The sequence below is a fragment of the Pseudomonas sp. GW822-FHT04H02 genome (assembly GCF_058800645.1).
On sequence record NZ_JBXAMM010000006.1, the window covers coordinates 174,256 to 194,767 of the forward strand.

At 63.5% G+C, this 20,512-nt stretch carries 14 protein-coding genes; 12 read left to right on the forward strand and 2 right to left on the reverse strand.

Annotation, left to right across the window (positions count from 1 at the left end):
- Window positions 1–59: 59 nt before the first annotated feature.
- Both aceF and aceE read right to left on the reverse strand, forming a co-directional pair.
- A complete protein-coding gene (gene aceF / locus AC1RMG_RS25460; RefSeq protein WP_493170519.1) occupies window positions 60–2,021 on the reverse strand; it encodes a dihydrolipoyllysine-residue acetyltransferase in 1,962 nt (653 codons plus the stop codon).
- An 11-nt stretch (window positions 2,022–2,032) separates the two neighbouring features.
- Entirely contained in the window at window positions 2,033–4,678 is a 2,646-nt protein-coding gene (gene aceE / locus AC1RMG_RS25465; RefSeq protein WP_011058882.1) for a pyruvate dehydrogenase (acetyl-transferring), homodimeric type, read from the reverse strand.
- A gap of 383 nt (window positions 4,679–5,061) precedes the next feature.
- On the opposite strand from aceE, the gene glnE reads away from it, so the two are divergent.
- The 12 genes from glnE (at window position 5,062) to AC1RMG_RS25525 (ending at window position 20,485) form a co-directional block, all read left to right on the forward strand.
- Window positions 5,062–8,001 carry a bifunctional [glutamate--ammonia ligase]-adenylyl-L-tyrosine phosphorylase/[glutamate--ammonia-ligase] adenylyltransferase gene (gene glnE, locus AC1RMG_RS25470; protein WP_169893021.1) on the forward strand — a complete coding sequence of 980 codons (2,940 nt, stop codon included), beginning with the start codon at window positions 5,062–5,064 and terminating at the stop codon, window positions 7,999–8,001.
- Window positions 8,002–8,135: 134 nt separating this feature from the next.
- Entirely contained in the window at window positions 8,136–9,170 is a 1,035-nt protein-coding gene (gene waaF, locus AC1RMG_RS25475; protein WP_493170521.1) for a lipopolysaccharide heptosyltransferase II, read from the forward strand.
- A 1-nt stretch (window position 9,171) separates the two neighbouring features.
- Window positions 9,172–10,233, forward strand: a complete 1,062-nt coding sequence (waaC, locus tag AC1RMG_RS25480) for a lipopolysaccharide heptosyltransferase I (protein WP_011058885.1) — start codon at window positions 9,172–9,174, stop codon at window positions 10,231–10,233.
- The gene (locus tag AC1RMG_RS25485) at window positions 10,233–11,357 is read left to right on the forward strand and encodes a glycosyltransferase family 4 protein (RefSeq protein WP_011058886.1); all 1,125 of its coding nucleotides are present in this window, start codon (window positions 10,233–10,235) and stop codon (window positions 11,355–11,357) included. The genes waaC and AC1RMG_RS25485 overlap by 1 nt, the downstream gene beginning before the upstream one ends.
- Window positions 11,354–12,160, forward strand: a complete 807-nt coding sequence (rfaP, locus tag AC1RMG_RS25490) for a lipopolysaccharide core heptose(I) kinase RfaP (RefSeq protein WP_011058887.1) — start codon at window positions 11,354–11,356, stop codon at window positions 12,158–12,160. Before AC1RMG_RS25485 ends, rfaP begins: the two co-directional genes overlap by 4 nt.
- Entirely contained in the window at window positions 12,160–12,894 is a 735-nt protein-coding gene (locus tag AC1RMG_RS25495; protein ID WP_011058888.1) for a lipopolysaccharide kinase InaA family protein, read from the forward strand. Before rfaP ends, AC1RMG_RS25495 begins: the two co-directional genes overlap by 1 nt.
- Window positions 12,891–13,643, forward strand: coding sequence for a lipopolysaccharide kinase InaA family protein (locus AC1RMG_RS25500; RefSeq protein ID WP_262211979.1), 753 nt, complete (start codon window positions 12,891–12,893; stop codon window positions 13,641–13,643). Before AC1RMG_RS25495 ends, AC1RMG_RS25500 begins: the two co-directional genes overlap by 4 nt.
- Window positions 13,643–15,097 carry a lipopolysaccharide kinase InaA family protein gene (locus tag AC1RMG_RS25505; protein ID WP_265577767.1) on the forward strand — a complete coding sequence of 485 codons (1,455 nt, stop codon included), beginning with the start codon at window positions 13,643–13,645 and terminating at the stop codon, window positions 15,095–15,097. Before AC1RMG_RS25500 ends, AC1RMG_RS25505 begins: the two co-directional genes overlap by 1 nt.
- A 199-nt stretch (window positions 15,098–15,296) precedes the next feature.
- Window positions 15,297–17,054 carry a carbamoyltransferase family protein gene (locus AC1RMG_RS25510; protein ID WP_011058891.1) on the forward strand — a complete coding sequence of 586 codons (1,758 nt, stop codon included), beginning with the start codon at window positions 15,297–15,299 and terminating at the stop codon, window positions 17,052–17,054.
- Window positions 17,038–18,168, forward strand: coding sequence for a glycosyltransferase (locus AC1RMG_RS25515; RefSeq protein WP_161466565.1), 1,131 nt, complete (start codon window positions 17,038–17,040; stop codon window positions 18,166–18,168). The genes AC1RMG_RS25510 and AC1RMG_RS25515 overlap by 17 nt, the downstream gene beginning before the upstream one ends.
- Window positions 18,168–19,064, forward strand: a complete 897-nt coding sequence (locus tag AC1RMG_RS25520) for an antimicrobial resistance protein Mig-14 (RefSeq protein WP_220223606.1) — start codon at window positions 18,168–18,170, stop codon at window positions 19,062–19,064. Before AC1RMG_RS25515 ends, AC1RMG_RS25520 begins: the two co-directional genes overlap by 1 nt.
- Before the next feature lie 8 nt (window positions 19,065–19,072).
- The gene (locus AC1RMG_RS25525) at window positions 19,073–20,485 is read left to right on the forward strand and encodes a PIG-L deacetylase family protein (RefSeq protein ID WP_368994655.1); all 1,413 of its coding nucleotides are present in this window, start codon (window positions 19,073–19,075) and stop codon (window positions 20,483–20,485) included.
- The last annotated feature ends 27 nt before the right edge of the window (window positions 20,486–20,512 follow it).

Below are 20,512 nucleotides of genomic sequence, written 5' to 3' on the forward strand. Positions count from 1 at the left end.
GTGGCGCTCGGAAAGCGTGCGCTACCGGCCCGCCCATGACAGGAGGGCCGGTACGCGGGTTACAGCAGAATGGTGCGGATGTCCGCCAGCAGGTCGCTCAGGCGCTTGGTGAAGCGTGCGGCGGCCGCGCCGTTGATCACACGGTGATCGTAGGACAGGGACAGTGGCAGCATCAGTTTCGGCTGGAAGGCCTTGCCGTCCCAGACTGGCTGGATGGTGGCCTTGGAAACACCGAGGATCGCCACTTCCGGCGCGTTGACGATCGGCGTGAAACCGGTGCCGCCAATGTGCCCGAGGCTGGAGATGGTGAAGCAGGCGCCTTGCATCTCGTCCGCGGAGAGCTTCTTGGTGCGGGCTTTTTCCGCCAGGGAAGCTGCCTCGGCCGCCAGTTGCAGCAGGCTCTTCTGGTCGACGTTCTTGATCACCGGTACCAGCAGGCCATCCGGAGTGTCCACGGCGAAGCCGATGTTCACGTACTTCTTGCGGATGATCGCCTTGCCGCTTGGCGCCAGGGAGCTGTTGAAGTCCGGCAGTTCCTTGAGCAGGTGGGCACAGGACTTGAGCAGCAGCGGCAGGATGGTCAGCTTGACGCCGGCCTTCTCGGCCACGGCCTTCTGTGCAACGCGGAAAGCTTCCAGCTCGGTGATGTCGGCCGAGTCGAATTGAGTCACGTGTGGCACGTTCAGCCAGCTGCGGTGCAGGTTGGCGGCGCCGGCCTGCATCAGGCGGGTCATCGGCACTTCTTCGATTTCACCGAAGCGGCTGAAGTCCACGACCGGAATCGGCGGGATGCCCGCGCCACCGGTTGCGCCGCCAGCAGCTGGCGCTTCCTTGGCCTTCTGCATCATGGCCTTGACGTAGACCTGCACGTCTTCTTTCAGGATGCGACCGTGCGGGCCGCTGGCGCCGACAGCGCTCAGTTCGACGCCGAATTCACGGGCCAGTTGACGCACAGCCGGGCCGGCGTGAACTTTCGCGCCTGGCTTGGCAGGTGCGGCGGCCGGGGCGGCAGCAGGTGCAGCGGCAGCCGGGGCAGCAGCGGCGGCTGGAGCCGGAGCGCTTGGCGCCGCAGCCGGAGCCGGGGCAGCAGCAGGCGCTGCGCCTTTGACTTTCAGCTTGAGGATCAGATCGCCGGTGCCGACTTCGTCGTCCAGCTTGATGGAAACGCTTTCCACCACGCCAGCGGCAGGCGATGGAATTTCCATGCTCGCCTTGTCGGATTCCAGAGTAATCAGCGACTGGTCGGCTTCAACGCTGTCGCCAGCCTTGACCAGCACTTCGATGATCTTGGCCTTGCCGGCCGAACCGATGTCCGGAACGTGGATGTCCTGAACACTGTCAGCCACTGGAGCAGCCGGGGCTGCTGCAGGCGCAGCGGCAGCGGCCGGAGCAGCAGCCTGGGCCGGAGCGGCAGCAGCAGGAGCCGCAGCAGCAGGAGCCGCAGCACCCGCCACTTCCAGGTCCAGGATCAGGTCGCCGGTGCCGACTTCGTCGTTGAGCTTGACGCTGATGGCCTTGACCACGCCAGCGGCAGGCGACGGGATTTCCATGCTTGCCTTGTCGGATTCCAGGGTGATCAGCGATTGATCAGCCTCGACCTTGTCGCCGACCTTGACCTGGATCTCGATGATCTGGGCCTTGCCCGACGAACCGATGTCCGGCACGTGCACTTGCTGAACCGAAGCGGCAGCAGGGGCTGCGGCTGGGGCTGGCGCTGCGGCAGGAGCAGCCGCCGGTTTGGCTTCAGCTTTTGCCGCAGGAGCAGCCGCCGGGGCCGCAGCAGCGGCGCCCTCGACTTCCAGCTCGAGCAGTTCGTCGCCTTCTTTCAGACGGTCGCCCAGCTTCACCTTGAGGCTCTTGATGACGCCGGCTTTCGGGGCCGGCACTTCCATGCTGGCCTTGTCCGATTCCAGGGTCAGGATGCTCTGGTCGGCTTCGATACGGTCGCCGACCTTCACAAACAGTTCGATTACTTCACCTTCACCGCTGCCGATGTCAGGTACGCGAATGAGTTCGCTCACAGAAAGTCTCCTCAGCAGTCCAGTGGGTTGCGTTTTTCCGGGTTGATACCGAACTTGGTGATGGCTTCAGCCACGACCTTAGGTTCGATGTCACCACGGTCAGCCAAGGCTTCCAGGGCTGCCAACACCACGAAATGACGGTCTACTTCGAAGAAGTGACGCAGTTTCTTGCGGCTGTCGCTGCGGCCGAAACCGTCGGTGCCCAGGACTTTGAACTCCTTGGATGGGACCCACTGGCGGATCTGCTCGGCGAACAGCTTCATGTAGTCGGTGGAGGCGATGACCGGACCCTTGCGGCCGTTCAGGCACTCTTCGACGTAGCTCAGCTTCGGCTTCTGGCCAGGGTGCAGGCGGTTGCTGCGTTCCACGGCCAGGCCGTCGCGGCGCAGTTCGTTGAAGCTGGTCACGCTCCAGACGTCGGCAGCGACGTTGAACTCGTCACGCAGGATCTTCGCGGCTTCGCGAACTTCGCGCAGGATGGTGCCGGAGCCCATCAGTTGCACGTGGTGCGCGGCCTCGCGGGTGTCTTCTTCCAGCAGGTACATGCCCTTGATGATGCCTTCCTCGACACCGGCCGGCATGGCTGGCTGCTGGTAGGACTCGTTCATCACGGTGATGTAGTAGAAGACGTCCTGTTGCTCTTCGGTCATCTTCTTCATGCCGTCCTGGATGATCACCGCCAGCTCGTAGCCGTAGGTCGGATCAAAGGTGCGGCAGTTCGGGATGGTCCCGGCCAGCATGTGGCTGTGACCGTCTTCGTGCTGCAGGCCTTCACCGTTGAGGGTGGTACGGCCGGCAGTACCGCCGATCAGGAAGCCCCGGGTACGGCTGTCGCCGGCAGCCCAGGCCAGGTCGCCGATACGCTGGAAGCCGAACATCGAATAGAAGATGTAGAACGGCAGCATTGGCTGGTTGTGGCTGGAGTACGAAGTACCGGCAGCGATGAAGGAGCTCATGGCGCCCGCTTCGTTGATGCCTTCTTCGAGGATCTGGCCCTTCTTGTCTTCGCGGTAGAACATCACCTGGTCTTTATCGACTGGCTCGTAGAGCTGGCCGACGGAGGAGTAGATGCCCAACTGGCGGAACATGCCTTCCATACCGAAGGTACGGGCTTCGTCCGGGATGATCGGCACGATGCGCTGGCCGATTTCCTTGTCCTTGACCAGCTGCGCGAGGATCCGCACGAAGGCCATGGTGGTGGAGATTTCACGGTCGCCCGAGCCGTCGAGGATGGCCTTGAGGGTATCCAGTGGCGGAGTCGGGACGCTGAAGCTCTTGGCGCGACGCTGCGGCACGAAACCGCCCAGTGCGGCACGACGCTCGCTCAGGTAGCGGGCTTCGGCGCTGCCTTCTTCTGGTTTGAAGAACGGCAGGTTCTCGATGTCGTCGTCTTTCACCGGAATGTCGAAACGGTCGCGGAACAGCTTCAGGCTGTCGACGTCGACTTTCTTGGTGTTGTGCGCGGTGTTCTTCGCTTCGCCGGCGCCGGTGCCATAACCCTTGATGGTCTTGGCCAGGATGACGGTCGGCTGCTCTTTGTGGTTGACCGCCTCGTGGTAGGCCGCATAGACCTTGTACGGGTCATGGCCGCCACGGTTGAGTTTCCAGATCTCGTCGTCGGACAGATCGGCAACCATCGCCTTGAGTTCAGGGGTATTGAAGAAGTGCTCACGGACGAACGCACCGTCCTTGGCCTTGTAGTTCTGGTACTCGCCGTCGATGACTTCGTCCATGCGACGTTGCAGGATGCCGTCGACGTCCTTGGCCAGCAGTGGGTCCCAGAAACGGCCCCAGACCACCTTGTTGACGTTCCACTGGGCACCACGGAACACGCCTTCGAGTTCCTGGATGATCTTGCCGTTGCCGCGAACCGGGCCGTCGAGGCGCTGCAGGTTGCAGTTGATGACGAAGATCAGGTTGTCCAGCTTCTCGCGGCCGGCCAGGGAGATCGCGCCCAGGGATTCCGGCTCGTCGCACTCGCCGTCGCCCATGAAGCACCAGACTTTCTGTTTGCCGGCAGGGATGAAGCCACGGGCTTCCAGGTACTTCATGAAGCGCGCCTGGTAGATCGCCTGGATCGGGCCCAGACCCATGGAAACGGTCGGGAACTGCCAGAAGTCAGGCATCAGCCAAGGGTGCGGGTAGGACGACAGGCCATTGCCATCGACTTCCTGGCGGAAGTTGTTCATCTGGTCTTCGGTGATGCGGCCTTCCATGAACGCACGGGCGTAGACGCCAGGCGATGCGTGACCCTGGAAGTAGATCAGGTCGCCGCCGTGTTCGTCGGTCGGGGCCTGGAAGAAGTAGTTGAAGCCGATGTCATACAAGGTGGCGCTGGAGGCGAAGCTGGAGATGTGACCGCCCAGGTCAGAATCTTTCAGGTTCGTACGCATGACCATGGCCAACGCGTTCCAACGTACCAGCGAGCGAATGCGGCGTTCCATGAACAGGTCGCCAGGCATGCGTGCTTCGTGGGTGACGGGAATCGTGTTGCGGTACGGCGTGGTGATGGCGTAGGGCAGTTGCGAGCCGCTGCGGGTCGCGAGTTCGCCCATACGGGTCATCAGATAGTGAGCACGGTCTTCGCCTTCTTTGTCGAGAACCGATTCCAGGGCGTCCAGCCATTCCTGGGTTTCGACGGGATCGAGGTCTTGCATGGCTTGCTCCAGGGCGGAAAGGCTTCCAGAATCGGTTGCCTGAGTTTGCGACTGGCCTTTTGGGCAGACGATTATAAATTCTTGGATTGCCGGAGGTTGATCCAGCGGCGTGTAGTTTTACTACAAATCGTCGGCCATTTCAGCCTTTCGAATGTATATACGAGTAGTAAAACTACAGAAGAGCGGCTTGTGGCCTCCTGCTGCGTTGTGAGAATAATCGTTACTGTTGGTCGATGACTAACGGGAATAGGTAATAAATTAATGCCAGCTGCTAAAAAAAACCTATTTTCAGCTATTTCTAACTTTTGTTCGACAGTCCATCAGGCGGCCTGCCCGCGACATCCGTCCCCGCCCGCATTTTCCACGCCGATCAAGGATAGCCCATGAGCCTGCCCGCGCTTGCCCCCGTCCCCGCGATTCTCTTGCCATTGGTCAGCCGCGCAGAGCAGTCGTTGCGTGGCGCCGTCGCGGCCCTGGAAGGCGATCCCGGGTTGGCCGACTGGAGCGCCGAACGCTGGGCGGAGTTCGCCCGGGTGGGCGCCGCCAGCGACTTTGTCATTGAACAGAGCCTGCGTGACCCTTTGATGTTGCTGGAGCTGGTGCGCAGCGGCGAGCTGGACCGCCCATTCGCGCCTGGGGAGTTGTGCGCGCAAATCGCCGCCGCGGTGCAGGCGGCCGAGAGCGAGGATCAATTGGGGCGCGTGCTGCGGCGCCAGCGCACCCGTCAGCAGGTGCGGATCATCTGGCGCGACCTGACCCGCCAGGCGGATCTGGTGCAGACCTGCCGCGACCTTTCCGATCTGGCCGACGCCTGCATCGACCAGGCCTATCAATGGTTGTATCTGCGTCACACCCAGCAGTTCGGCGTGCCCACCGGCGGGCGTAGCGGCGAGCCGCAGCAGATGGTGATCCTCGGCATGGGCAAGCTGGGGGCGGTGGAACTCAACCTGTCGTCGGACATCGACCTGATCTTCGCCTACCCCGAAGGCGGCGAGACCGTCGGCGTCAAGCGGCCCCTGGATAATCAGGAGTTCTTCATTCGCCTCGGGCAGCGCCTGATCAAGGCTCTGGACCCGATGACCGTCGACGGGTTCGTGTTCCGCGTCGACATGCGCCTGCGGCCCTATGGTTCTGCCGGTGCCCTGGTGCTGAGCTTCAATGCGCTGGAGCAGTACTACCAGGATCAGGGGCGCGACTGGGAACGCTACGCCATGATCAAGGCCCGGGTGGTGGCAGGGGATCAGGCCGCCGGTGCGCAGTTGCTGGACATGCTGCGGCCTTTCGTCTATCGCCGTTACCTGGACTTTTCCGCCATCGAGGCGCTGCGCACCATGAAGCAGCTGATCCAGCAGGAAGTCCGGCGCAAGGGCATGGCCGACAATATCAAGCTGGGCTCGGGGGGGATCCGCGAGGTCGAGTTCATCGCCCAGGCTTTCCAGCTGATCCATGGCGGACGCGACCTGAGCCTGCAGCAGCGTCCTCTATTAAAGGTGCTGGGCACTCTGGAAGGGCAGGGCTACCTGCCGCCTGCCGTGATCAGCGAGCTGCGCGAAGGCTATGAGTTCCTGCGCTATACCGAGCACGCGATCCAGGCCATCGCCGATCGCCAGACGCAGATGCTTCCGGACAATCCCCAGGATCAGGCGCGGATCGCCTTCATGCTGGGCTTTGCCGACTGGAACGCCTTCCACGAACAGTTGATGCACTGGCGCGGCCGGGTAGATTGGCACTTCCGTCAGGTCATCGCCGACCCGGATGAGGATGAAGGCGCCGAAAGCGAAGTGGTGGTGGGTGGCGAATGGCTGCCGTTGTGGGAGGAAGCCCAGGACGAGGAGGCCGCCTGCCGCCAGTTGCAGGAGGGCGGCTTCGTCGATGCGCCCAAGGCCCTGCGTGCCCTGGCCGGTCTGCGGGGCAGCCCGCAGCTACGTGCCATGCAGCGCCTGGGACGCGAACGTCTGGATGCCTTTATTCCGCGGTTGCTGGCCCAGGCGGTGGAGCACGCCAATCCGGACCTGGTGCTGGAGCGAGTGCTGCCGCTGGTGGAAGCCGTGGCGCGGCGTTCGGCCTATCTGGTGCTGCTCACCGAGAACCCGGGGGCTCTACGTCGTCTGCTGACCTTGTGCGCCGCCAGCCCGTGGATCGCCGAGCAGATCACCCGCTTCCCCCTGCTGCTGGATGAACTGCTCAACGAAGGGCGCCTGTTCAAGCCGCCCCTGGCGCCGGAACTGGCTGCCGAGTTGCGCGAGCGCCTGACGCGCATTCCCGAGGATGACCTGGAGCAGCAGATGGAAGCCCTGCGCCACTTCAAGCTGGCCCACCGCCTGCGAGTGGCCGCCTCGGAGATCGCCGGCAGCCTGCCTTTAATGAAAGTCAGCGATTACCTGACCTGGCTCGCCGAAGCGATCCTGGAGCAGGTGCTGGCCCTGGCCTGGCGCCAGACGGTGTCCAAGCACGGTGCACCGCTGCGTACCGACGGCACCTTGTGCGACCCGGGCTTCATCATTGTCGGTTACGGCAAGGTCGGCGGCATCGAGCTGGGCCACGGTTCCGACCTGGACCTGGTGTTCATCCATGATGGCGACCCCCAGGCGGAAACCGACGGGCCCAAACCCATAGACGGTGCGCAGTTCTTCACCCGGCTGGGGCAGCGCATCATTCACCTGCTGACCACCCAGACCAACTCCGGCCAGCTCTATGAAGTGGATATGCGCCTGCGGCCTTCCGGCGCTTCGGGGTTGCTGGTGAGTTCCCTGGGGGCCTTTGCCCGCTATCAGGAAAACGAGGCCTGGACCTGGGAGCACCAGGCGCTGGTGCGGGCGCGGGTGCTGGTGGGCAGCCAGGATGTGGGCCAGGCCTTTGAAAAGGTCAGGGCCGCGGTGCTGGGGAAAAAACGCGACCTGCCCAGGCTGCGCCAGGAAGTCAGCGAGATGCGGGCCAAGATGCGCGACAACCTGGGCAGCCGCCTGACCGCCGCCGGAACCGCAGCCAATGCCTTCGAAGCCACGGCGCCGTTCGACCTCAAGCAGGACGCCGGAGGTATCGTCGATATCGAATTTATGGTGCAATACGCGGCCCTGGCGTGGTCCGAAGAGCACCCGTCACTGCTGCGCTATACCGATAACATCCGCATCCTGGAAGGTCTGGAGCAAGTCGGGCTGATGCCCGCGAGCGATGCCAGCCTGCTGCGCGAGGTCTACAAGGCCTACCGTTCCGCGGCTCACCGGCAGGCGTTGCAGAATGAGGCCGGAATCATTACCGGTGATCAATTTGTGACCGAACGACGGGAAGTGTTACGAATTTGGCGCGAGCTGGGGCTAAGCTAAGCGGCCTGAGAAGGCCAACCATGTATTCGGCGGGCCTTGCCGGCTCGCCCAAACTGAACCGGCGGTGAAGGCCGCGGTGCTGGATTCTCGAGGCGGGGAGGCGTATGCCTCCCCGGTTCGTTTATGGAAACCACATGAATATTCTGATCGTTGGGCCCAGTTGGGTCGGTGACATGGTGATGGCGCAGACACTCTTCGAGTGCCTGAAACAGCGTCATCCACAATGCGAGATCGACGTGCTGGCCCCCGAGTGGAGCCGGCCGATCCTCGAACGCATGCCCCAGGTGCGTCGGGCCCTGAGCTTTCCCCTGGGCCATGGCGCCCTGGAACTGGCGACCCGCCGGCGGATCGGCAAGTCCCTGGCTGGCCAGTACGATCAGGCGATCCTGCTGCCCAACTCGCTGAAGTCGGCGCTGGTGCCGTTTTTTGCCGGCATTCCCAAGCGCACCGGCTGGCGCGGCGAGTTCCGCTACGGCCTGCTCAATGACGTGCGCAAGCTCGACAAAGAACGTTATCCGCTGATGATCGAGCGCTTCATGGCCCTGGCCTATGCGCCCGGCGCGGAACTGCCCCAGCCTTATCCGCGGCCGAGCCTGCAGATCGATCCGCAAAGCCGTGAGGCCGCCCTGGCCAAGTTCGGTCTGACTCTCGATCGGCCGGTGCTGGCGCTGTGCCCAGGGGCGGAGTTCGGCGAGGCCAAGCGCTGGCCGTCCGAACATTACGCCCAGGTGGCCGAGGCCAAGATCCGCGAGGGCTGGCAGGTGTGGCTGTTCGGTTCGAAGAATGACCATGCTGTGGGTGAAGAGATTCGCGGGCGACTGATTCCCGGCTTGCGCGAGGAATCGACCAACCTCAGCGGCGAAACCTCCCTGGCCGAGGCCATCGACCTGCTGTCCTGCGCCGACTCGGTGGTGTCCAACGATTCCGGCTTGATGCACGTGGCTGCGGCGCTCAATCGCCCGCTGGTGGCGGTGTACGGCTCCACTTCGCCGGGCTTCACCCCGCCCCTGGCAGATCAGGTCGAGGTGGTGCGCCTGGGCATCGAATGCAGCCCGTGCTTTGACCGCACCTGCCGCTTCGGCCATTACAACTGCCTGCGCCAGTTGTTGCCGCAGCCGGTGAACGAAGCCCTGCAGCGGTTGCAGGGCACCGTGGTCGAGGTCCAGTAAGTTGCGGGTACTGTTGATCAAGACGTCCTCCCTGGGTGATGTGATCCATGCATTGCCGGCCCTTACCGATGCTGCGCGGGCGATCCCCGGGATCAAGTTCGACTGGGTGGTGGAAGAGGGCTTTGCCGAAATTCCCACCTGGCATCCGGCGGTAGGCAAGGTGATACCGGTGGCGATCCGTCGCTGGCGCAAGAACATCTGGCAGACCATCAAGAGTGGCGAGTGGCGGCGCTTTAAGCAGAGCGTGCGCTCGACCAAGTACGACCTGGTGATCGATGCCCAGGGCCTGCTCAAGAGTGCCTGGCTGACCCGTTACGTGCGTGCCCCGGTGGCTGGGCTGGACAAGAACTCGGCCCGCGAGCCTCTGGCTTCACGCTTCTATTCCCGGCGCCTGGCGGTGGCCCGTGGGCAGCACGCGGTGGAGCGCGTGCGTCAACTGTTCGCCGTGGCCCTGGGCTACGACCTGCCCCAGGGCCTGGGCGACTATGGCCTGAACGTCGAAAAACTCGTGGAGTTGCCGCGCAAGAAGCCCTTTGTGCTGTTCCTGCATGGCACCACCTGGGACACCAAGCACTGGCCCGAGGCCTACTGGCGCGAGCTGACCGAACGCATGGGCATGCTCGGCGTCGAGGTCAAGCTGCCCTGGGGCAATCCCGCGGAAAAGGCTCGCGCCGAGCGCATCGCCAGCGGCCTGAAAAACGCCACGGTGCTGCCGAAGCTGAACCTGGCCGGGGTCGCCAAGGTGCTGGCCGATGCCCAGGCCTGCGTGGCCGTGGACACCGGGCTGGGCCACCTCGCCGCGGCACTGGATGTACCGACCATCTCACTGTTCGGGCCGACCAACCCGGGGCTGACCGGCGCCTATGGCCGGGTGCAGATCCACCTGGGCAGCAACTTCCCGTGCGCGCCGTGCCTGCAAAAGAAATGCACCTATCAGCCCACCGCTGTGGACCAGCAGCGTTATGACCTCAAGCGCGAGTGGCCGCTGTGCTTCACTCGCCTGAATCCCGAGCGTGTCGCCAGCCGACTGAGCACCCTGTTACTGGCTGAGGAGCCGCGCTGATGCAATTGGCTTTTGTCCTTTATAAGTATTTCCCCTTCGGCGGCCTGCAGCGCGATTTCATGCGCATCGCCCTGGAGTGCCAGCGGCGCGGGCATCAGATCCGTGTCTACACCCTGATCTGGGAAGGCGATGTCCCTCCCGGTTTTGAAGTGCTGGTGGCGCCGGTCAAGGCGCTGTTCAACCATCGTCGCAATGAAAAGCTCAGCGCCTGGATGGAGGCCGACCTGGCCAAGCGCCCGGTGGACCGGCTGGTGGGTTTCAACAAGATGCCGGGGCTGGACGTGTACTACGCCGCCGATGGCTGTTTCGAGGACAAGGCACAGAACCTGCGGCACTCCCTGTACCGGCGCTGGGGCCGTTACCGGCACTTTGCCGAGTACGAGCGCGCGGTGTTTGCCAAGGACGCCAAGACCGAGATCCTGATGATCTCCGAGGTCCAGCAGCCGCTGTTCATCAAGCACTACGACACCCCGCTGGAGCGCTTCCATCTGCTGCCGCCGGGGATCGCCCAGGACCGCCGGGCACCGGCCAACGCCGCCGAGATCCGGGCGGATTTTCGTCGCGAATTCAAGCTCAAGGATGACGACCTGCTGCTGGTGCAGATCGGTTCCGGGTTCAAGACCAAGGGTGTGGACCGCAGCCTCAAGGCCCTGGCGGCATTGCCCTCGGCGCTGAAAAAACGCACCCGACTGTTTGTAATCGGCCAGGACGACCCCAAGGTATTCCAGGTGCAAAGTGCTGCGCTGGGGTTGAGCGACCAGGTGCAGTTCATGAAGGGCCGCAGCGATATCCCGCGGTTTCTGCTGGGCGCCGACCTGCTGATTCACCCGGCCTACAACGAAAACACCGGCACCGTATTGCTGGAGGCCCTGGTGGCCGGCCTGCCGGTGCTGGTCAGCGCGGTCTGCGGTTATGCCCATTACATTGCCGAGGCCCAGAGCGGCCTGGTGCTGGATGAGCCGCTGGAACAGGCGCAGCTCAATCAATACCTCACCACCATGTTGACCGACGACGCTGCACGCGCGACCTGGAGCCGAAATGGCCTGGCGTTCGCCGAGACGGCCGACCTTTACAGCATGCCGCAGCACGCTGCGGATGTGATTCTGGCGGAGCAACACCGATGAAGTTGATGCTTGCCGAACCCTTCAAGAGCCTCTGGGCCGGACGCGATGCGTTCGACGCTGTCGAGGGCCTGAAGGGCCAGGTCTACCGTGAGCTGGAAGCGCGCCGTACCTTGCGTACGGAAGTCGACGGCCGCGGTTATTTCGTGAAGATCCATCGTGGTATCGGCTGGGGCGAGATCGTCAAGAACCTGGTCACCGCCAAACTGCCGGTGCTCGGCGCCGGCCAGGAATGGCGCGCCCTGGAGCGCCTGCATCAGGTGGGCGTGCCCACCATGACCGCCGTGGCCTACGGCGAGCGTGGGGCCAATCCGGCAGACCAGCATTCGTTCATCGTCACCGAGGAACTGGCGCCGACCGTCAGCCTCGAAGATTTCAGCATCGGCTGGGTCAAGCAGCCGCCGGCGCCTGCGCTCAAGCGCGCGCTGATCGCCGAGGTAGCGCGCATGACCGGCATGATGCATCGTGCCGGGGTCAACCACCGCGACTGCTATATCTGCCACTTCCTGCTGCACACCGATCGGCCTGTCACTCCCGAAGGGCTCAAGCTCTCGGTGATCGACCTGCACCGGGCCCAGACCCGGCCGAAGATCACTCAGCGCTGGCGCAACAAGGATCTGGCGGCGCTGTATTTCTCGGCCCTGGATATCGGCCTGACGCGCCGCGACAAGCTGCGCTTTCTCAAGGGCTACTTCCAGCAGCCGTTGCGGCAGATTCTGGCCGAGGAGGCCGCACTGCTGGCCTGGCTCGAAGGCAAGGCGGAAAAGCTCTACGCCCGCAAGCAACGGTACGGAGATGCACTCTGATGGCGAGCTGGAACCTGGACCCGGCCTATCAGGCGTTGGCGGAGGATTTCGGCAGTCTGGAAGCGGTGTTTGCCCTGCAGGGCGAGCACCTGACCCGGGATCCGTTGTCCGAAGTCATCCGCGTCGAGCGTGGTGGCGTCAACTATTACGTCAAGCGCTATACCGGCGCCGGCAAGAATCTGCGGCGCTACCTGGGCAAGCCCCGGGTCAAGTTCGAGTGGCAGAACCTCAAGCGCTTCGCCAAATGGGGCATTCCCACCGCCGATGTGGTGGCCTGGGGCCTGGAGCGTCGCTGCCTGGCCTATTCCCGGGGGGCGATGATCACCCGGGAGCTGCCGCGTACCGAGGATCTCTCGGTGCTGGCCGAACGCAACGACCCGCGTCTGCAGGACCGTCGTTGGGTGGATGGCGTCAGCCGTCAGTTGGCCGCTTACACCCGGGTCATGCATGACCACCGCTTTACCCACAATGATTTGAAGTGGCGCAACCTGCTGGTCGACGACCAGGACCGGTTGTACCTGATCGATTGCCCGAACGGCGATTTCTGGCGTGGTTTCTGGCTCAAGTACCGGATCACCAAGGACCTGGCCTGTCTGGATAAGGTGGCCAAATACCATCTGTCGGCCACCCAGCGCCTGCGTTTCTACCTGCAATATCGTCAGCGTGATCACTTGAGTGCCGCCGACAAGGAGCGTATTCGCCACGTGGTGAGATTTTTCGAGGGGCGTGAATGACTGATTTTCTGGCGTCCGAGGAGCGTGCGCTGCTGGAGCGCAATGGCCTCGGCACTTTCGACCAGCTGTGGGCCACTCAATTGGAAGCGGTGGATGAACCCAATACCGGTCGTGGCGGCAGCAGCAGTGTGTTTCGCCTGGATGTGGAAGGGCAGGGGTTCTACCTCAAGCGCCAGACCAACTACCTGACCCGGACCCTGCACCGGCCCTTTGGCGAGCCGAGTTTCGCCCGTGAATTTCGCAATATCCGCCGCTACCAACAGTTGGGCATTCCGGCCTTGCAAGCGGTGTTCTTCGGTATGCGCAAGGTCGATGGCGAGTCCCGGGCGATCCTGGTGACCCGGGCCCTGGATGGCTGGGATGACCTGGATGCGCTGCTGTTGCGGTGGGACCAGCTCAGCGAGCATCAGCGGCAGGCGGTGCTCCAGGCTTGCGGGCAACTGGCCCGGCAGCTGCACGGCTTGCGCCAGGTGCATGGCTGTTTCTATCCCAAGCATATTTTCCTGCGGGCCGAGGGCGATGGGTATCAGGCGCAGTTGATCGACCTGGAAAAGACCCGGCCCCTGCTGTTTGGCCAGCGTGATCGGGTCAAGGATCTGGAACCCTTGCTGCGCCGGGCTGCGGTGTGGAGCAGCGATGAGGTGCGCAGCCTGCTGGCGGCCTATGTGGGCCAGCCTCAGGACAGCTCCCTGGTGGATGCCTGGGTGGCGCGGCTCAGTGCTCGGCGCAGCCACAAGGGGGCACGCTGATGCGTCTGTCTGAACTGAAGAACAGCGGGCGCAGCCCGACGCTGCCCTTGAGCCTTGAGTTGGCGGACGCCGCCGGCCCGGCACAGTTGCAGTTGCTGAGCCTGCTGCGGGTGCTGCCGGGGCAGCGTTACGTGGGGGCCGGGGTCTGGCGCGGGCGTCCGGTGCTGGCCAAGCTGCTGGTGGGCTCCAAGGCCGCTCGGCATTTCCAGCGAGAATTGCAGGGTGTGCGCCTGCTGGCAGAACAAGGGCTGACGACGCCCTTGCTGCTGGCGGACGGTTTGCAGGAAGGCGAGGGCGGCTGGCTGCTGTTCGAGTTACTGCAGGGCGCACAAAGCCTGGGCGACGCCTGGAAGCAGGTGGAAGCTCTGCCAGTGCTGGCCGACGAGCAGGCTGAGGTACTGGCCGAGGCCCTCGGGGCTATCGGCCAGTTGCACGCCAAGGGCCTGTGGCAATCGGACCTGCACCTGGACAATCTGCTGCGCCATGATGGCCGGCTGTATTTGATCGATGGGGCGGGGATCTGTGTCGAAGAGGCGGGCAAGCCCCTGTCCCGGCAGAAGGTCCTGGAGAACCTCGGGGTATTCTTCGCCCAGTTGCCCAAGAGCCTGGAACCGTTCACCGAAGAGTTGCTGGTGCACTACCTGTTGAGCAACGCCGAGCATGCCTTGCCCCTGGAAGCCCTGCAGAAGCAGGTGAACAAGGTCCGGGGCTGGCGCCTGCGGGACTTTCTCAACAAGGTCGGCCGCGAGTGCACGCTGTTCAGCGTGCAGCGCGGCCCGTTCGCCTTGCGCGCGATCCGCCGCGAGGAAGAGGCGGCGATGCTGCCGGTGCTGGAGCAGGCCGACGCCCTGCTGGATCAGGGCCATCTGTACAAGACCGGTGGCGCGGCCAGCGTTGGGCGGGTCGAGGTTGCGGGCCGGCCGCTGGTGATCAAGCGCTACAACATCAAGGGCTTTGCTCACTGGCTCAAGCGCTTCTGGCGCCCGAGCCGGGCCTGGCATTCCTGGCGCGAAGGCAATCGCCTGGCGTTCCTGGGCATTGCCACGCCCAAGCCTCTGGCCTTGCTGGAGCGGCGTTTCCTGTGGCTGCGGCGCAGCGCCTACCTGGTGACCGAGCATCTGCCAGGGCCGGACATCATCGAGCGCTTTGCACCCTTCGTGGACAGCGGGCAAGCCCCGGAGCCGGAATTGCTGGCGCTGGACCAGCTGTTTGCCGAGCTGATCAAGGAGCGCATCAGCCATGGCGACTTCAAGGGCCATAACCTGTTCTGGCAAGAGGGTCGCTGGGCGCTGATAGACCTCGACTCCATGTGCCAGCACTCCAGCCTGAGCAGCTTTGCCCCGGCTTATGCCCGTGATCGCGCACGATTCATGCGCAATTGGCCGCAAGACAGCAATTTGTATCAAGTGATTGACCAGCGCCTGCCCAAGACGGCCCAGGGCACCGAGGCCTGACCTGCGACCCATGGCCGCTGCCTGCGCCGCGGCCACGGCGCGCGGCGGGTGCCAACCCATGCTTGGCGCTCGCCGCTAGAGGCTTGCACCTGCTTTTACGTTATAATCCCGCCCTTTCGTTGTTTCTCGCCCCTTGCGAGCACACTTCATTTTCAAGGCGCATCGCGCCCGCATGCAGACTAAACGAGGCTAGACCCCTGTGGCATTGACGATTCTTGGCCTGTCCGGCGCCCTTAGCCATGATCCTTCAGCGGCCCTGTATATCGACGGCAAGCTGATTGCCGCCGCTGAAGAAGAGCGTTTCGTGCGCGACAAACATGCAAAGAACCGCATGCCCTACGAGTCGGCGAAATTCTGCCTGGAGCAGGCCGGGATCAAGCCTTCCGACGTTGACGTAGTCGCGATTCCGTTTGCCCCGATCAGCCTGTTCGGCAAGGCTCGCTGGCACTACGCCAAGCGCTACTGGTACGCCCCGGACCGCGCCCTGGACGCGATCCTGATGGGTAACCGTCGCTACAAGCGCTACCGCAATAAGATCGTCTGGTGCCTGGAGCAGCTGGGCTTCGACCCGAAAAAGGTCAAGATCGAGCCGGTGGAACACCACCTGGCCCACGCCTCCAGTGCCTACCACTGCTCGGGCTTTACGGAGAAGACCGCGATCCTCGGGATCGACGGCAAGGGTGAGTACGCCACCACCTTCTTCGGCTACGGCGAAAACGGCAAGATCCACAAGATCAAGGAATTCTTCGACCCGGACTCCCTGGGCGGCCTCTATGGCGCGATCACCGAGTTCCTCGGCTTCGAGATGCTCGACGGCGAGTTCAAGGTCATGGGCATGGCGCCGTACGGCGATGCCAGCAAATACGATTTCTCGCGCCTGGCCAGTTTTGAAAACGGCGAGCTGGTGATCAACACCGATTACGCCAACGTCATCGGCCTGCGTCGCTACAAAGAGAAGGGCAAGGGTTTCTACTTCTCGCCAAAACTCATCGAGTGGCTGGGTCCCAAGCGCGAAGGCGACATCGCCGACGAGCCGTACATCCACTACGCGGCGAGCATGCAGGCGCTGTTCGAGAAGCTGGCCCTGCAGATGATCGACCATTACCTGGGCGACATCCTCAAGGAAACCGGCAAGCTGGCCTTCGCCGGCGGCTGTGCGCTGAACGTCAAGCTGAACCAGAAGATCATTGCCCGTCCCGAGGTCAAGGAGCTGTTCGTGCAGCCGGCTTCCGGCGACGCCGGTACCGCCGTTGGTGCGGCGGCTTACGTTTCCCATGCCCGTGGGGTGCCGGTAGAGAAGATGGAGCATGTCTATCTCGGCCCGTCCTACAGCAACGAAGACGTGATCGCGGCCTGTGCCCGCCACCCGAACAAGCCAGCCTGGCGGCAGATCGACAACACCCCGGAGCGTATCGCCAAGATCATGGTGGATGGCAACCCGGTGGCCTGGTTCCAGGGCCGCATGGAGTTCGGTCCGCGTGCCCTGGGCGGCCGTTCGATCATCGGTTGCCCGAGCGCCACTGGCGTGGCCGACCGGATCAACGAACAGATCAAGTTCCGCGAGCGCTGGAGGCCTTTCTGCCCGTCGATGCTCGACACCGTCGGCCCACAGATGATCAAGGTCGATCACCCGGCGCCGTTCATGACCTTCACCTTCGAAGTGGCTGAAGAGTGGAAGACCCGGGTGCCGGAAGTGGTCCACGAGGACGGCACGTCCCGGGCCCAGGTGCTCAAGCGCGAATACAACCCGCGCTACTACGACATGATGAAGGCCCTGGAAGTACTGACCGGCAACGGCGTGTCGCTGAACACCTCGTTGAACCGCCGTGGCGAACCGATGATCTGTTCGCCCACCGATGCCCTGAACATGTTCTACGGGTCCGACCTGCAGTACCTGATCATGGAAGACATTCTGGTGGTCAAAGACGGCGTGGACCCTTATGACACGCTCGGCTGAACGCCATGTGCTGCAGTTCTGCCACGGCTATGACGGGCCGTTCCTGGACTGTGCCCGGCAATACGCCAACCTGTTCGCGGGCAGCGGCTATCGAGTGACCACGGTGTTTCTCACCGGGGCCGCCGATGCCGATGTCGCCGCGGGCTGCGCGTCTGATGAAGTGCTGTTCATGGAATACAGCTCCAAGGCCATCCGCGGCCTGAAGCTGGGCGCCATCCGCGACCTGCGCAAGATCGCCGCGTCACGCAATTTCAGCTTCTGCATCGCTCACCGCTTCAAGCCGATCTATATCGCCTTGCTGGGTACCGGCTTGCCGGTGATCGGTGTCCATCATGCGTTTTCCGATTACAAGCGCGGCAGCCGCAAGCTCTTCGCCCAACTGTTCCGTAAGCGCCTGAGCCTGCTCGGGGTGTCCGATGCGGTGCGTGACGACATGCGTGCCTGCCTGCCGAAATGGCCGGCGCAGCGCATTCAGACCCTGTACAACCGTATCGACCTTGAGGCACTGCAGGCCGAGCAACTGAACGCTGCCCAGGCGCGCAGCGAGCTGGGCCTGTCCGCCGATGCCTGGATTGTCGGCAACGTCGGGCGCCTGCACCCGGACAAGGACCAGGCCACCTTGCTGCGTGGCTTTGCCGCGGCTTTGCCGCAATTGCCGCCGCACAGCCAACTGGCGATTCTCGGAACCGGGCGTCTGGAAAAAGACCTGAAGTCCCTGGCCCGCGAGCTGGGGATTGCCGATCGCGTGCTGTTCCTCGGGCAGGTGCCTCAGGCCCGACGCTATTTCCGCGCCTTCGATGTGTTTGCCTTGAGCTCCGACCACGAGCCTTTTGGCATGGTCCTGCTGGAGGCCATGGCCGCCGGCGTGCCGCTGCTGGCCACCGCCTGTGGCGGTGCCCGGGAAGTGGTCGAGGGGGTGGGCATCCTCTTCCCCCTGGGCGACGTTGAACATATGGCCCAGGGGCTTCAGCATCTGGCCGCGATGGACGATCACCAGCGCCGGGTCTGTGCCGAGCTGATGCTCGACCGCCTGCGCGAGCGCTTCTCCGACCGTGCTGTACGCGACGTATTCTGGCGTTTGCCGCAAGTCACCGATCTGACCGCGAGGGGCTGATGCTCAATCGATTTCAAGGCTGGCGCGAACGTGGCTGGTCAGTCATTGACGCATCGACCTACGCCGATGCCTGGCAGCGGTTCGGTGGCAGTGTGGCAACCCATCCCCTGGTGGTGGAGCAGTTGGCGGACCTGGCGCAGATCCCGGTGCGCTACCTGGCCTGGGAGCGCAACGGCCAATTGCAGGCGGCCATTGCCACCTGGGGGCGCGACCTGGCGCTGTCCAAGGACGTGCTCAAGCGGGCCGGCAAGAAGGGCCTGTTCGATATCGGCAATGCCGAACTGATCCTGCCCGCCGCTGCCGATGCTCAGGCGGTGTTGCGCCATCGTGGGCGTTACCTGTCCGCATTGAACGAGGGGCGCCTGACCGGCCTCAAGCCCCAGGCTGAACAGCTGGCCATGGCCAGGACGCCGGAAGAGCTGTCGAAGAAGTTTCGTTACAACCAGCGTCGTGAGCTGCGCCTGCTGGAAGAGGCGGGCGGAGTTGTACGCCCGGTCAGTGATTTCAGCAGCCCCGAGCTGGCGGCGATCTACTGCGACCTGTTCCAGCGCCGCTGGGGCTTTGCCGCCACCGGTGCCGAGCGTATGGCCGAGGTGCTGGAGCGCCTGCGCGAGCTGCTGATCGGTTCGGTGATCTTCCTCAACGGCGCGCCGATTGCCGTGCAACTGATCTACCGGGTCGAAGCGCCGGAGTGGATCAGCGTCGAGTACGTGAACGGTGGGGTAGACCCCGAGACCCGTGAGTTCAGCCCTGGCAGCGTGCTGAGTTTTCTCAACACCCAGAGTGCCTGGGAACAGGCCCGTGCCCTGAACAAGCCACTGCGTTTCTCCTTCGGGCGTGCCGACCGTGAATACAAGGACCGTTGGTGCAACCCTGTGCCGGTTTTCCAGGTGTGAGTCAGCCCATGAGTCGCAAGCAACAACTGCTCAAGCGCCACCGGCGCAATAAACGAATCGCTCTGTTGATCGGGCTGGTGCTGCTATTGGTGGTCGGCATCCTGGTGGCCTGGTGGGCGCCGGTATTGCTGGCGGTATTGGCCTGGCTGGCCCATGAAGCCTGGTTTGCCGATCATCTGTTCTATTCGCCCAAGGATGATTACTGCTACGACTTCGGCAGCGATGCCCAGCAGGCCGCTGTGCGCCTTGAAGCGGGTCACCTGTTGCTGGAGGCGCCGCTGGCGCTGGCCGGGAATGAAACCCTGGTTCTGGGCGTGCACGTCAAGAGTTCATGGCTGGGACGTTTTCTCGACCCGGCTGTTGAGGTGTTGGGCGGTCCGCTTGCCGATCGTCAGGTGTTCGAGCGCGGGGTCAATGGCCTGCGCTACCTCAACCTCAGCGGCCTGGCCAGTTCCCTGGTCAGTGGCGAGCTGAGGTTGCGCGGGCGCTTCTGTCGGCTCCGCATCCAGCCGCAACTGATGTTCTGGCGGGATCCCGACTACCGGCGCCAGCGGGTGATGGTGATCGCTCCCCATGCCGACGATGCCGAGTTGGCAGCCTTCGGTCTGTACAGCCAGGCCGACGAGGCCTGGATCGTGACCCTCACCGCAGGCGAAATCGAGGCTGAGCATTACCAGGCCATGGGCATGAACCCGGCAGAGGCGGCGCGGATCAAGGGGCGCTTGCGGGCCTGGGACAGTATTACTGTGCCGCGCTGGGCCGGGGTGCCTGAATCCCATTGTGTGCAGTTGGGCTATTTCTGCCTGCAGCTGCCTGCCATGCAGGCCTCCCCTGAACAGCCGGTGGCCTCTCGCGAGGCGCAACTGAGCGATATCCGCTTGTTCCGCCAGTTCAATCCATTCCCGCTGCCCGCCGACCAGGACGGGTTGCCGACCTGGAACAATCTCCTGGCCGACCTGCGTGAGCTGCTGCTCAAGGCGCGCCCTGAAGTGATAGTGCTGCCGCACCCGACGCTGGACCCTCATCCCGATCACATCTGTGCTCGCGAGGCGGTCATGCAAGCCCTGGAAGGGCTGGCCTGGCAGCCGACCACTATCCTTGGCTACGCCAATCACCTGCATGACAACGACCGCTGGCCCATGGGGGATTCGGGCGCAGGCATTGCGTTGCCGCCGGTGTTCGAGTCGACGGCTGTGTTGCGCCCCTGGTGCTTGTCACTGTCCCAGGGCGAGCAGTATGACAAGGCCATGGCCTTGGGCATGATGCATGACCTGCAACCGAAAATGCCGTTCAAGCGACGCCTGCGCAGGTCGATACAATGGCTTATGGCCAGTAGGATGCCTTCAGCACTTGGGGAGAATGAGTTCTTTCGCAAGGCGGTCAGACGCCATGAGCTGTTCTGGCTATTGCAACAGCGATAAACCGACATAACCATGGGGGCGTTTTGT

What these genes read in the sequence shown, in the direction of transcription:
- aceE (WP_011058882.1), bottom strand. Translation starts at nt 4,678, where the DNA reads ATGCAAGACCTCGATCCCGTCGAAACCCAGGAATGGCTGGACGCCCTG.
- glnE (WP_169893021.1), top strand. Translation starts at nt 5,062, where the DNA reads ATGAGCCTGCCCGCGCTTGCCCCCGTCCCCGCGATTCTCTTGCCATTG.
- waaF (WP_493170521.1), top strand. Translation starts at nt 8,136, where the DNA reads ATGAATATTCTGATCGTTGGGCCCAGTTGGGTCGGTGACATGGTGATG.
- AC1RMG_RS25485 (WP_011058886.1), top strand. Translation starts at nt 10,233, where the DNA reads ATGCAATTGGCTTTTGTCCTTTATAAGTATTTCCCCTTCGGCGGCCTG.
- rfaP (WP_011058887.1), top strand. Translation starts at nt 11,354, where the DNA reads ATGAAGTTGATGCTTGCCGAACCCTTCAAGAGCCTCTGGGCCGGACGC.
- AC1RMG_RS25495 (WP_011058888.1), top strand. Translation starts at nt 12,160, where the DNA reads ATGGCGAGCTGGAACCTGGACCCGGCCTATCAGGCGTTGGCGGAGGAT.
- AC1RMG_RS25500 (WP_262211979.1), top strand. Translation starts at nt 12,891, where the DNA reads ATGACTGATTTTCTGGCGTCCGAGGAGCGTGCGCTGCTGGAGCGCAAT.
- AC1RMG_RS25505 (WP_265577767.1), top strand. Translation starts at nt 13,643, where the DNA reads ATGCGTCTGTCTGAACTGAAGAACAGCGGGCGCAGCCCGACGCTGCCC.
- AC1RMG_RS25515 (WP_161466565.1), top strand. Translation starts at nt 17,038, where the DNA reads ATGACACGCTCGGCTGAACGCCATGTGCTGCAGTTCTGCCACGGCTAT.
- AC1RMG_RS25520 (WP_220223606.1), top strand. Translation starts at nt 18,168, where the DNA reads ATGCTCAATCGATTTCAAGGCTGGCGCGAACGTGGCTGGTCAGTCATT.
- AC1RMG_RS25525 (WP_368994655.1), top strand. Translation starts at nt 19,073, where the DNA reads ATGAGTCGCAAGCAACAACTGCTCAAGCGCCACCGGCGCAATAAACGA.